General features: G+C 67.3%; 13 protein-coding genes and 1 tRNA gene. 12 read left to right on the plus strand and 2 right to left on the minus strand.

What is annotated here, in order from left to right:
• Window positions 1–8 precede the first annotated feature (8 nt).
• The 3 genes from OXQ33_RS13855 to aguB all read left to right on the plus strand — a co-directional run bounded on the left by OXQ33_RS13855 (window position 9) and on the right by aguB (window position 3,112).
• A complete protein-coding gene (locus OXQ33_RS13855) occupies window positions 9–980 on the plus strand; it encodes an agmatine deiminase family protein (protein WP_267435297.1) in 972 nt (323 codons plus the stop codon).
• A gap of 241 nt (window positions 981–1,221) precedes the next feature.
• Complete coding sequence (locus OXQ33_RS13860; RefSeq protein WP_267435285.1) at window positions 1,222–2,244, plus strand: hypothetical protein; 1,023 nt, start codon at window positions 1,222–1,224, stop codon at window positions 2,242–2,244.
• 19 nt (window positions 2,245–2,263) lie between these two features.
• Window positions 2,264–3,112 (plus strand): N-carbamoylputrescine amidase, encoded by an 849-nt coding sequence (gene aguB, locus OXQ33_RS13865; RefSeq protein WP_267435286.1) that lies wholly within the window; start codon window positions 2,264–2,266, stop codon window positions 3,110–3,112.
• A gap of 32 nt (window positions 3,113–3,144) precedes the next feature.
• Here the strand turns inward: aguB and OXQ33_RS13870 are convergent, their stop codons facing one another.
• The gene (locus tag OXQ33_RS13870) at window positions 3,145–3,819 is read right to left on the minus strand and encodes a uracil-DNA glycosylase (RefSeq protein ID WP_267435287.1); all 675 of its coding nucleotides are present in this window, start codon (window positions 3,817–3,819) and stop codon (window positions 3,145–3,147) included.
• 22 nt (window positions 3,820–3,841) lie between these two features.
• Here OXQ33_RS13870 and folK point away from each other — a divergent pair, with 22 nt between their 5' ends.
• From folK to OXQ33_RS13910, 8 genes are all read left to right on the plus strand, one after another.
• Complete coding sequence (gene folK / locus OXQ33_RS13875; protein WP_267435288.1) at window positions 3,842–4,318, plus strand: 2-amino-4-hydroxy-6-hydroxymethyldihydropteridine diphosphokinase; 477 nt, start codon at window positions 3,842–3,844, stop codon at window positions 4,316–4,318.
• Window positions 4,319–4,338: 20 nt separating this feature from the next.
• A tRNA-Lys gene (locus tag OXQ33_RS13880) sits at window positions 4,339–4,414 on the plus strand.
• 363 nt (window positions 4,415–4,777) lie between these two features.
• Window positions 4,778–5,224: a helix-turn-helix transcriptional regulator gene (locus tag OXQ33_RS13885; RefSeq protein WP_267435289.1), complete on the plus strand. Its 447-nt coding sequence runs from the start codon at window positions 4,778–4,780 to the stop codon at window positions 5,222–5,224.
• An 18-nt stretch (window positions 5,225–5,242) separates the two neighbouring features.
• Window positions 5,243–5,587, plus strand: a complete 345-nt coding sequence (locus OXQ33_RS13890; RefSeq protein ID WP_267435290.1) for a hypothetical protein — start codon at window positions 5,243–5,245, stop codon at window positions 5,585–5,587.
• Between the two features lie 144 nt (window positions 5,588–5,731).
• Window positions 5,732–6,058, plus strand: a complete 327-nt coding sequence (locus OXQ33_RS13895) for a hypothetical protein (RefSeq protein WP_267435291.1) — start codon at window positions 5,732–5,734, stop codon at window positions 6,056–6,058.
• Window positions 6,055–6,378 carry a hypothetical protein gene (locus OXQ33_RS13900; RefSeq protein ID WP_267435292.1) on the plus strand — a complete coding sequence of 108 codons (324 nt, stop codon included), beginning with the start codon at window positions 6,055–6,057 and terminating at the stop codon, window positions 6,376–6,378. Before OXQ33_RS13895 ends, OXQ33_RS13900 begins: the two co-directional genes overlap by 4 nt.
• A gap of 128 nt (window positions 6,379–6,506) precedes the next feature.
• Complete coding sequence (locus OXQ33_RS13905) at window positions 6,507–8,987, plus strand: DegT/DnrJ/EryC1/StrS family aminotransferase (protein WP_267435293.1); 2,481 nt, start codon at window positions 6,507–6,509, stop codon at window positions 8,985–8,987.
• The gene (locus tag OXQ33_RS13910; protein ID WP_267435294.1) at window positions 8,984–10,078 is read left to right on the plus strand and encodes a glycosyltransferase family A protein; all 1,095 of its coding nucleotides are present in this window, start codon (window positions 8,984–8,986) and stop codon (window positions 10,076–10,078) included. The genes OXQ33_RS13905 and OXQ33_RS13910 overlap by 4 nt, the downstream gene beginning before the upstream one ends.
• 107 nt (window positions 10,079–10,185) lie before the next feature.
• Here OXQ33_RS13910 and OXQ33_RS13915 read toward each other — a convergent pair whose 3' ends face one another.
• Window positions 10,186–10,311, minus strand: coding sequence for a hypothetical protein (locus OXQ33_RS13915; RefSeq protein WP_267435295.1), 126 nt, complete (start codon window positions 10,309–10,311; stop codon window positions 10,186–10,188).
• Between the two features lie 292 nt (window positions 10,312–10,603).
• On the opposite strand from OXQ33_RS13915, the gene OXQ33_RS13920 reads away from it, so the two are divergent.
• Window positions 10,604–11,245, plus strand: coding sequence for a phosphatase PAP2 family protein (locus OXQ33_RS13920; protein WP_267435296.1), 642 nt, complete (start codon window positions 10,604–10,606; stop codon window positions 11,243–11,245).
• The last annotated feature ends 128 nt before the right edge of the window (window positions 11,246–11,373 follow it).

Consider the following 11,373-nt stretch of genomic DNA (forward strand, 5'->3'; position numbering starts at 1 on the left):
CGTCATCGGTGACCACGCCTCCACCGCCCGAATGGGCCCGGCATGAGGCCGTATGGATCGGTTTCCCCAGCCACCCGGAATTATGGGAAGAGGATCTGGAGCCCGCGCGCGAGGAGGTTCTGGCCTTCGCCCGCGCGGTCCATGCCGATGGCCGGGGCGAGCGGGTGATCCTGGTCGCCGCCGATGGCGAGGCCGCCGACGCGGCGCGCGCCATGGCGGGGGATGCCGCCGATGTGGTGGTGCAGCCGTTCGGCGACATCTGGCTGCGCGATACCGGCCCGATCGTCACCGGCGACGGCACGGCGCGGCTGTTCCGCTTCAACGGCTGGGGCGGGAAGTATGACCTGCCCGGCGACGACACGGTCGGCGGACGGCTGGCCGAAGATCGCGGGATCGCCGCGACGCCCTGCGACTGGGTGCTGGAGGGCGGCGCGATCGACGGGGACGGCACCGGACTGGTCGTCACCACGCGCCAGTGCCTGCTCAACCCCAACCGCAATCCCGACCTGACCGAGGAAGCGATCGCCGAGCGGCTGGCGCGCGACCTGGGGCTGACCCGGATCGTGTGGCTGGGCGACGGATTGCTCAACGACCATACCGACGGGCATGTCGACAATCTGGCGCGCTTCGTCGGGCCGAACCGGATCGCGTTGCCGGAAGCGGCGGAGAATGATCCCAACTGGCAGGTCTATATGGCCGCCAAGCGCGAAGCGGTCGCCGCCGGGCTGGAGGTCGTGACCATCCCTTCGCCCGGCAGGGTGCTGCGCGACGAAGAGATCGTGCCTGCCAGCTATATGAACTTCTATATCGGCAATGCGGCGGTCGTCGTGCCCATCTATGGCAGCGAGAATGACGCGGCGGGCGTCGCGGCGATTCAGGCGATCTTCCCGGATCGCGAAGTGGTGGGCCTGCGAGCCGATGCGATCCTGACCGGCGGCGGCAGCTTCCACTGTATCTCGCAGCAGATTCCGGCGCGATGATGCGCTGATCCCGTTCGGGGTATGAGGGCCCGCGCTTTCGGATGAGAGCGTGGGCCTTTTATTTGCGGGGCACACCCCCAACCCCCGTTCAGCCTGAGCGTAGTCGAAGGCCAAGGGACCGGCCTTTCCGCGAGCAAATCCCGTGGCCTTCGACTACGCTCAGGCTGAACGGAGAGGAGGAAGAAGCCCGTGACCCGTGGCGTCTGGTCCGATACCTTATGGTCAACGGAGGGAACGCGCCATGATGATCGCCCGCTCGACCGACACGCCCCGTCGCTTCAGCCCGTCGGCGATCGTTCCTCCCATCGTGATCGCGGGCGCGGCGGCGTTGCTCCGCCTGCCCGTCGCCCTGGCCTATCCCCGTATCGCGGCGCTGCTGTTCCTGTGGATCGCATCGGATGCGATGATGCTGGGCCTGATCGCACGCCACCGTCGTCCGGGCTGGCGCGCGGGGGTCGCGGCATTGGCGGCGGCGGGAATGGCGGTGTTCAGCCTGTCGCCACCCCCGATCCGTGCGGCGCTGCTCACCATGCCCTGGGCGCTGGCGGTGCCAGTCTGTGCCATCGCGCTGCATGGCGGCTGGGGGCTGTGGCGCGTGGTCGAGCGTGTCCGGCACTGGGATCGCCGCGATCCCGATCGCTGGCCCGATCTGCTCGCCGAAATCCTGCCGCGCCTGCTCGGCCGGTTCGCGGTGGCGGAGGCGCGGCTCCTACATCTCGCGCTGTTCCGCTGGAACGCCGCACCGGATGTGCCGTCGGGGGCGAAGGCCTTCGCCTATCACCGGCATCTCCAGCCGATGATGATCGCGCTCCTCCTGCTATCCTGTATCGAGATCGGCGTGACGCATCTGCTGGTCGCGCATTGGAACCGGACGCTGGCGCTGATCCTGTTCGCGATCAGCGATGTGTCGCTGGTCTATCTGATCGGCCTGATCAAGTCGTTGCGCCTCGCCCCCGTGTTGCTGACCGAGACGGGGGTGCGGATTCGCGCGGGGATATTGGTCGACCGGACGATTCCCTACGCCGATATCGCCGGAGTGGCGGCGGACCCCGATGGCGGGACGGTGCGCGCGGCCGATAGCTGGAACGTGGCGTTGCTGGCCTGGCCGAACCTGATCCTGCATCTCGATCCCGCCCTGCCGCCACGCTCGCGCTGGCGGGGCGAGCCGGTGCGCGCGATCGTGTTGCGCCTGGACGAACCCGGGCGCTTCCTCGACGAATTGCGGGTGCGACTCGACACTCCACGGGTGACGGGGGAAATTTGAGCCATTAAAGGGCGTGGCCATGACCCAGATCACCGTCGCCGCGCTGCAACTGGCCTTCACCGCCGATATCGACCGCAACATCGCCGAGATCTCGCGTCTCGTTCGCGAGGCGGCGGCCAAAGGCGCGCAGGTGATCCTGCCGCCCGAGTTGTTCGAGGGCGAGTATTTCTGCCGCGTCGAGGACGAGGGGCTGTTCAGCAACGCCAAGCCGACTGCCGAGCACAAGGCGGTCCGCGCCATGCAGGAGCTGGCGGCGGAGCTGAAGGTCCATATCCCGACGAGCTTCTTCGAGGCGGACGGGCCGCATCATTACAACTCGCTGGCGATGATCAACCCGGACGGCCAGGTCGCGGGCGTCTATCGCAAGAGCCATATCCCGGACGGTCCGGGCTATGAGGAGAAATTCTATTTCCGCCCCGGCAATACCGGGTTCAAGGTGTGGGACGGCCCCGCGACCAAGCTGGGCGTCGGCATCTGCTGGGACCAATGGTATCCCGAGACGGCGCGCGCGATGATGCTGATGGGCGCGGAAATCCTGTTCTACCCGACCGCCATCGGCAGCGAGCCGCATGACGACAGCCTCGACACCGCGCGGTTGTGGCGGCGGGCGATGGTCGGCCATGCGGTGTCCAACGTGGTCCCCATCGTCGCGGCCAACCGGGTCGGCTGCGAACATGGCCAGACCTTCTATGGCACCAGCTTCATCTGCGACGAACGCGGCGACATCCTGGCCGAACTGGGTCGCGAGGAAGAGGGCGTGATCGTCGCGACCCTCGATATCGACCGGGTGAAGCGCCACCGCGCGGCCTTTGGCTTCTTCCGCGACCGGCGGCCCGAACTGTACGGGCGGCTGGTGCAGGATATCTGAACCTATTCCTCCCCTGGAAGGGGAGGAATGGATTATCCCCGCAATTCCACCGCCCGCGCGAAGACCGCCTCGAACATCTCGGGCGTCAGACGACCCGTATTCTGGTTGTAGCGCGAGCAGTGATAGCTATCGAGCACCACTGGTCCGCCGCCCGGCATCCGGTGTTCGGCCAGATGCGCGAAGCGGGCCTTGGGCAGCTTGCCGCCCAGCGCCTTGACCACCGACTGGTGCGCGATCTGGCCCAGGGCGATGACGACCTTCAGACCCCGAAGCGCGGCCAGCTCCTGTTCCAGAAAGGGGCGGCAGGTGCGGATTTCGTCGGGCGTCGGCTTATTCTCGGGCGGCAGGCATTTGACCGCGTTCAGGATGACCGCGCCGGTCAGCGTCAGGCCGTCATCGACCCGCGCCTCGAAATGCCCCTCGGCCAGTCCGAACCGGGCGAGCGTGCCATAGAGCAGCGGCCCCGCGCCATCGCCGGTGAAGGGGCGGCCCGTCCGGTGCGCGCCATGCTTGCCGGGGGCGAGGCCGACGACCGCCAGCCAGGGATCGGCATCGCCGAAGGGCGGGACGGGTGCGTTCCACCAGCCGGGATATTCGGCGGCGACCGCCTCGCGCACTGCTGCCAAACGCGGGCAGAGCGGGCAGTCGCGCGGCGGCTGGAGGGGGATCAGGGGCGCGGGTGTGGCGGGAAAGGATGCATCGGGCATCGCGCTCGGGTAGTCGGGTGACATGACGACGACAAGCTATGCCATTGCGCTGGGTTCCAACCGTCCCGGGCGGCATGGCGGCCCGCGCGACGAGGTTCGCGCGGCCTTGGCGGCGCTGGACGGTGTCTATGCGGTGTCGCCGATCCTCACCACCGCGCCGCTCGGCCCGTCGATCCGCGCCTTCGCCAATGCCGCCGCGCTGGTCCGCAGTCCGCTGACCCCGCCCGAGATGCTGGCGCGGTTGAAGGCCATCGAACGCGACTTCGGGCGACGGCGCGGCCGGCGCTGGGGGGCGCGGGTGATCGATCTGGACATCGTGCTGTGGTCGGGCGGGCGGTGGCGTTCGGCGGGATTGACCGTGCCCCACATCGCCTATGCGCAGCGCGCCTTCGTCCTCCACCCGCTGGCGGCGATCGCGGGGGCGTGGCGCGATCCGTGGAACGGCCGCCGCATCCGCCAATTGCGACATGGTGTTGACCGCAGGCGTCCACGCCCCTAGGTCCCGTTCACCCCGATGGAGGGTCCGTAGCTCAGTTGGTAGAGCAAGCGACTTTTAATCGAGAGGTCCCGGGTTCGAGTCCCGGCGGACCCACCACGGGGGTGTTTCAGGGCGACGCACGCCCTTGCCCAAATCGCACAGGATCGATCGTCGGCGTGGGCGCGGGATATCCGATCCCCCTGTGCACTGATCGCGCGCGCCGCCGTGGCATGGCCCGGTCGCCCGATCAGCCTGCGGGATTTCCAACCGGAATGGACTGGTCTGACACCCAAACCGCTCCTATCTGCGGTGGGGTTGATCGAGGATAATCGCAGGGCATGATTCGTGTTGTCGCAACCATTTGGGCTCGCCGATCAAATTGCGGTGCAGGGGGCGATCCGGCGCGGGTGATGGACTGAATGTCCTGTCTTTCCAGCGTTCCTGGGGTCATAATCTTGCACGATGGTTAACGGGGGCAACTTGGAGCACGCGGCGAAGCTGCTGTCTGAGCGGCAGAAGGAATGCTTGCGCCTGGTCGGGCAGGGTTTGCGATCCAAGGAGATCGGCCCGATTCTGGGCCTCGCGCCCGGTTCCGTCGATACGTACATCAAGGCCGCGGTCGCCAGGCTGGGGGTCAGCGATCGCCGCGTCGCGGCCCGTATCCTGTCGGAATTCGAGCTATCCCAACGATTGGGATCACCACCGGAACAGCTTCCATCCCCCGTCGAGGCTGAGGCAGACGAGGTGCAGCGGGAGCCGCAGGGGTTCTGGAGGGAAACCCTGAAGCTTCCGCCAATCGGCGGACATCCCAATCGCCTGTCGTCAAAGGAGCGCCTGCTCGCGATGCTGCGGGTGGCCTGTGTCATGACGGGGTTTTCCGCCGGTTTCATTCTTCTATTCGTGGGGGCTCTGCACGCGTTGAGCTGAGTCCCGGCCGGAGGTAACATGCTCAACATCGAACCGAATAACGCCGCCCGGGTGGCCGAGACGACTCGGAACGCGATCCGCCAATATGACGAGGCGCTGAGCAGTGCGGCGCGCCTGACGCTGTCCTTCATCGAGGCGAGCACCAACACCAATATTCCGGTGAACGAGACGCAGAAGATCCTGGCCGCCGTTCACCAGAGCCAGTCCGATCTGGTCTCCGCGCGTGGCACCATGGCATCGGCCGTTTCGCTGATGACCAGCGTTCAGCGGCGCAGCAACATCGCGGAAACCAGCTTCGGCTGTCCGGGGCCGACGCCGCTGGATTATGCGAAGCTGGCCGAGCCCGTGCGGGCTGTGGCCTGATCGAACCGATCCGGCATTGACGGTGGGCGGGTAGGTGTGTTGGTCCAAGCGATGGTTCCAGCGATGTTCCTCTTGCTCACCGTATCCAGCCTGATCTTCGCGGCATGTTTTGGAGGGAGGGACGCGCGATGGGCGGCAGCCTTGGTGCTTGCGGCTGTCATAGCGACCGGCGTCGCGGAAGAGCTGAATCGGAATTGGGGCTCGGTGCATCTGACGGTCGCGACGGTGGATTTCTGCCTGCTGATCGGTCTGGGCCACCTCATGCTGATCAGCCGGTCCTTCTGGCCGATCTGGATGACGGCGGCGCAGCTTCTGACCGTGCTGTGCCACGCCGCCGCCGCGCTGGCGGGGCCGTACAATCAACAAATCTACACCGCGCTGGCCACGCTGTGGTCGATTCCCTGCCTGCTGAGCATGGTGGTGGGAGTCGCGTTGGATCGCCGGGCGATCGCGAGATTTCCGACTGGTTGAAGACCTATCTGCGTCAGCGTCGCGCGCGGGCGCGCCATTTCAGTCAGCGGCTGTTCTCCGACCCCGCATGGGACATGCTGCTCGACCTGTTCGTCGCGCATGTGGAGGGGCAAGCGATCTCGACCTCGTCGGCCTGTATCGGCGCCGGTGTCGCATCGACGACCGGCCTACGCTGGCTCAACACGCTGGAAGCCGAAGGACTGGTGAGGCGGGTCGCTGATCCGCGCGATCGTCGGCAGCGTTTCATCCATCTGCGGCCGGCCGCCATATCGGCGGTCCGGGCCTGGTCGATCGAAGCGATGTTGGCGCTCAGGGGCTGATCGGGACGCGCGCGGAATAGTTCGCAGGATAGCGGCACGACTGGGCGATCCGCGCATTCCCCTTGTGCTAACCCGTTCTTAAAGGCGAATATGGGACAGGCACGAACGTGTCCCAGGAAAAGCGCCCCATGGATTTTCCGCTCATCGCCCCGCGACCGCCGAGGCTGTCCGAGCAGATCGACGGCCTGAAGCGGATCGAGCGATCCGGCCAGTTCAGCAATGGCGGGCCGGAGGTGCGTGCGCTGGAAGCGGAGATGGTGGCGCGGCTGTTCGACGGCCGGGGGGCGGCGCTGGCGGTGGGCAATGCGACGCTGGGCCTGATGATCGCGATCCGGCAGGCGGCGGGAATGCATCCCCGCCCCGGCGATCTGGCGATGATGCCCGCCATGACCTTCGCCGCGACGGGGCAGGCCGCGATCTGGGCGGGGCTGACCCCGCTGGTCATCGATATCGACGCGCAGGACTGGACCGCCGATCCCGCCGAAGAGGAACGGATGCTGGCGCGCCATGGCGACCGGATCAGGGTGATCGTGCCCTATGCGACCTTCGGCACCGATCTGGACCTCGATCGCTATGCCTGGCTCGCGCGGCGTCATGGGGTGGGGATCGTCGTCGATGCCGCCGCGTCGCTGGGGACGCTGGATGCCGCCGGGCGCGGCTTCGGCGCGGGGGCTCCGTTCACCCTGGTCTATTCGATGCACGCGACCAAGACCTTCTCGGTGGGCGAGGGCGGGTTGATCTATAGCGGCGACGCCGACCGTATCGACCAGTTGCGCGCGATGGTGAATTTCGGTTTCGAGTCCGGCCGCCATGCGACGCTGCCCGGTGTCAACGGCAAGATGCCCGAGGTGCTGGCCCTGATGGCGCGGTGCAAGCTGACCGAGATCGATGCGATTTGCGACGCCCGCGCGGCGCTGGACCACGAATATCGCGACGCGCTGCCCGGATGGTCCTTTCAGCGTCAGACGGTCAGGCGGCAGGCTACCCAGTTCATGCCGGTGCTGTTGCCGCCCGAACTGGCCGGGCGGCGGGGCGAGGTCATCGCGGCCCTTGCCGGCGACGGGGTGGGTGCGGGCCAGTATTTCAGCCCGCATCTGGGGGAGCAGGCGCTGTTCCGCGAAACCGCGCTGATCGAACCGACGCCGGTCGCCGATGCCGTCTCGGCCCGCATGTTGAGCCTGCCGATCACCGACGCGATGAAGCCCGGCGATGCGCGGATCGTCGCCGGGCGACTGACGAGCGCCGTTGCGCGGATGTCCGCCGATGCGAGCGTCGAAAAGGCACCGGGTCCGATCAACGCCGTGGTGATCGGCGGAGGGCCCGCCGGAACCGCGATGCTGACGGCGGCGAGCAAGAACGGCACGCTGGAGGCGCTCGCACAAGGCGGCCTGACCCTGGTCGAGCGGTCGCAGCATATTGGGCCGGGCGCGCTGGGCAGCTATGCCATCCGTTCGGATACGACCGCCGAAACCTTTTTGTCGGCGGTGAAGGACAATCCGCATCCCGAACTCGCCGAGCTGGAGGCGCATCCGGCGGGGCGGTTGATGGCGCGCTATTGCGGCGCGCTGGGGGCTCCGTTGCGCGACACCGCGCCGTTGCTGGCGGCGACGGCGGAGCGGTTGCGGACGATCGTCACGGCGCATGGCGGGCAGGTGCTGACCGGCGTCGAGGCGATCGGTGCGCAGCGGACCACGGACGGTTATTGGCGGACGACCCTGTCGAGCCCGGATGGCGAGCACAGGCTCACCTCGCACAGCATCGTCGTCGCGACGGGCGGCTATCAGAGTGACGCGGAGGTCGCGGCCAGGATCGTGGCGGGCGCGCCGCTCGGGCAGATGGCGGGGGATCGGCTGATGCGATCGGACGCGCTGCTCCGCCAGGGGGGGATGGCACAGGTGGTCGAGCGGCTGGCGTCGGTCCGGGCGCCGCGCGTCGTGATCGTCGGAGCATCCACCAGTGCGCTGGCCTGCGCCGTGCAGTTGCTCAAATGCCATGATCTGCCGTTGGGCGCGGGGGCGATCACGCTGATGGTGCGCACCCCGCCCAAACCGTTCTTCCCGACGGTCGACGCCGCCCGTCAGGAGGGCTTCACCGATTTCACCGCCGACGATGTCTGCCCGGTCAGCGGCTTTGTCCTGCGGCTCGCGGGGCTTCGGCTGGAGTCGCGCGAACTGGTGATGCGGATGCTGTCGCTGGGCGGGCGGGAGCCCGATCCGCGCCTGACCAGCTATCGGATCGCGGGAGAAGACGATCCCGAGGCGCGGGCGCTCATCGCCAAGGCCGATATGGTCGTCGGCGCGCTCGGCTATCGTCCCCGGTCGCTGCCGCTGTTCGATGCGGAGGGCGCGCCGATCGCGCTGGCGCATGAGGCGGGGCGGCCGATGGTCGATCGCCATTGCCGCATCCTCGATGCCCAGGATCGCCCGGTGCCGGACGCCTATGGCATCGGCCTGTCCGCCGGTTTCGTGCCCTGGGGCGCGCTGGGCGGAGAGAAGAGCTTTCGCGGTCAGGCCAACGGGCTGTGGCTGTGGCAGAACAATGTCGGGCAGATGATCGTCGACCAGTTGCTGGGTCAGGCGATACCCGAATGCGACAGCGCGGCGGCATGAGTGATCCTGTCGCCAGCCCTGTCGTCAGCGTCGTCATCCCGGCCTATAACGGCGCCGCGCTGATCGGCGAGACGCTGGCGAGCCTGGGCGACCAGACGCTGACCGAGTGGGAGGCGCTGGTGGTCGACGATTGTTCGTCCGACCATACGCGCGAGCTGGTGCGGAACTGCCCCGACCCCCGCGTCCGCCTGATCGAGAATGCGGTCAATGGCGGCCCGGTGGTGACGCGCAATCGCGGCTTTGCCGAGGCGCGGGGGCGGTATCTGGCGGGGCTCGACCAGGACGATCTCTGCCGCCCCGAAAGGCTCGCGCGACAGGTCGCCTATCTGGAGGCGAACCCCGATGTCGTGCTGGTGGGCGCGCAGACCGAGCAGTTGGTCGAGGGACGGGTGCTGCCCATGAACTATGCGGCGCACAGCACGCCCGACCTGATCCGCTGGCTGAGCTGGATCGAAAATCCGCTGGCCTGGTCGACGGTCATGGTGCGCGCCGATGTGGCGCACCGGCTCGATCCGTTCACTCGGCCCGAGCTTCTCTATGCGGAGGATTTCGACCTCTATCACCGTATCGCCGCCTTTGGCCGGATCGCCCGGCTGGATGAGCCCCTGCTCCTCTATCGCCAGCATGCGGGCGGCGTGTCGAAGCAATTTGTCGAGAAGATGCGGGCCAGTGCGACGCGGGTGCTGGCGGAGGCGCATGCGCCGCTGCTGGGCGATGCCGCGTCGGAGGTCGCCCATCTGCTCGCCCGTCACAATATGGGCGGGGTGCCGATTCCCGATGGCACGACGCTTCGGCGGCTGGGACAGGCGATCGCGACGCTGCAAGGCGCCTATCTGGCGCAGGTCGCCCCCGATATCGAAAGTGTGAAGCTGATCCGCTGGGAAACCGCGCGGCGTTGGCGGCAATTGGCGCGGGCGGCGCTTCGGTCCGGTCGCGTGACGCTGGGCGATGTGTTCGCCTCACGGCCCCCGCATATGGGGCTGGGCTATGCCGGGGTGGAGGATCTGCTGGGGTGGCGGATGATCGGGCTGGCGCGTCGCCTGAGGAAAAACCGGAGAGCGATGAATGCGTCTTCGAGCGATCAAGGCTGATCGTCGCCAAACCCGATCTTCGAATGACAGCTTGAAGACAGCCCTATCGAAGTGTTGGCCGCGCATAAGATCATCGGCCCGCGATGCCGCAGGCCGATGGATATCCGTCAGAAGAGATGTTCGACCAGCTTAGACGCGCCAATGGCCACACCGCCCACGGCGACCCAGCTAGCCATCGCACCGAAAGTCAGGATGAGCAGACGGTCGAGCGGCGAAATGACGTGTTGGTCCATGGTCGTGCAGTCCTCTCCAACCGGTCTGTGTGCCGGGATGGGGCAAATCTGCGATAAAATGACGGAAGACGCAAACCCGTTTTTCGAATTATGGTGATCGATATTGTTCACCAGAGCCGTGTCTGTGCGGCTGGGTAACGTCACAGGACGCCTGCAATCGGTTGCGATTGCTCAAATCCTCCCATTTTGTCAAAAGCTTGGATGATCGGTGATCCGTTCGGGATCATCGGCAGGACGATGGCGAATCAGGTGAATTTTTTTGACAGACCAACCTCCTGAACGCCTGTCCGCCATGCCTCGAGCCTTACGGGGGGCAGCGGCGGGCGCGGCGGCGCTGGCGATTCTCCTGTTGGCGGGGCTGCTGGTCGATCGCTGGCCGTTCGATTGGGACCGGGCGATTCTCACCGGGCTTCGCGCCCATGCCCAGTCGCCCGGGCTGATGCATGCGGCGGTCGATATCACCGCACTGGGGAGCGTGCCGGTGCTGGTGCTGATGGTCGGCGCGGCGGCGCTGCTGCTGGCGGCGCGGGGCTGGTGGCTGATGGCGGGCGTGACGGTGGCCTCGGGGATCAGCGGTGGCGCGGTGGTGACGCTGGTCAAGCAAGGCGTATCGCGCGCCAGGCCCGACCTGGTGCCGCACTGGGTCGATGTGTCCAACGCCAGCTTCCCCAGCGGCCATGCGGCGGGCAGCGCGATGGTCTATCTGACCCTCGCCGCGCTGGCGACCCAGGTGACGCGGCATCGCCGGGTGCGTCATGCGATCGTGGCTATGTCGGTGCTGCTGGTCGGGGCGATCGGGGTCAGCCGCGTCTATCTGGGCGTCCACTGGCCGTCCGACGTGGCGGCGGGGTGGTGCTTCGGCACGCTCTGGGCGCTCGGCTGGTGGTGGGCCACGGCGGCGATCCGTGCGTCCTGGCCCAATATGCGCGAATAGGGGCTTGAGGCTCCCGCTCGCCAAGTCGGAGCGAAGCCGCAAACCGTTTTTTGCGCGCGGACGCGCGGAGGGCGCAGAGAAATCATGCTTTTGGGGCAGGGCGCCTCATAGAGCAGGATAACATGGAA

The organism is Sphingomonas sp. GM_Shp_1 (assembly GCF_026540895.1).
In the GTDB taxonomy this organism is placed as follows: Bacteria; Pseudomonadota; Alphaproteobacteria; order Sphingomonadales; family Sphingomonadaceae; genus Sphingomonas.

Coding starts and splice junctions, on each gene's coding strand:
- OXQ33_RS13860 (WP_267435285.1), top strand. CDS start 1,222: ATGATGATCGCCCGCTCGACCGACACGCCCCGTCGCTTCAGCCCGTCG.
- aguB (WP_267435286.1), top strand. CDS start 2,264: ATGACCCAGATCACCGTCGCCGCGCTGCAACTGGCCTTCACCGCCGAT.
- OXQ33_RS13870 (WP_267435287.1), bottom strand. CDS start 3,819: ATGCCCGATGCATCCTTTCCCGCCACACCCGCGCCCCTGATCCCCCTC.
- folK (WP_267435288.1), top strand. CDS start 3,842: ATGACGACGACAAGCTATGCCATTGCGCTGGGTTCCAACCGTCCCGGG.
- OXQ33_RS13890 (WP_267435290.1), top strand. CDS start 5,243: ATGCTCAACATCGAACCGAATAACGCCGCCCGGGTGGCCGAGACGACT.
- OXQ33_RS13905 (WP_267435293.1), top strand. CDS start 6,507: ATGGATTTTCCGCTCATCGCCCCGCGACCGCCGAGGCTGTCCGAGCAG.
- OXQ33_RS13910 (WP_267435294.1), top strand. CDS start 8,984: ATGAGTGATCCTGTCGCCAGCCCTGTCGTCAGCGTCGTCATCCCGGCC.
- OXQ33_RS13915 (WP_267435295.1), bottom strand. CDS start 10,311: ATGGACCAACACGTCATTTCGCCGCTCGACCGTCTGCTCATCCTGACT.
- OXQ33_RS13920 (WP_267435296.1), top strand. CDS start 10,604: ATGCCTCGAGCCTTACGGGGGGCAGCGGCGGGCGCGGCGGCGCTGGCG.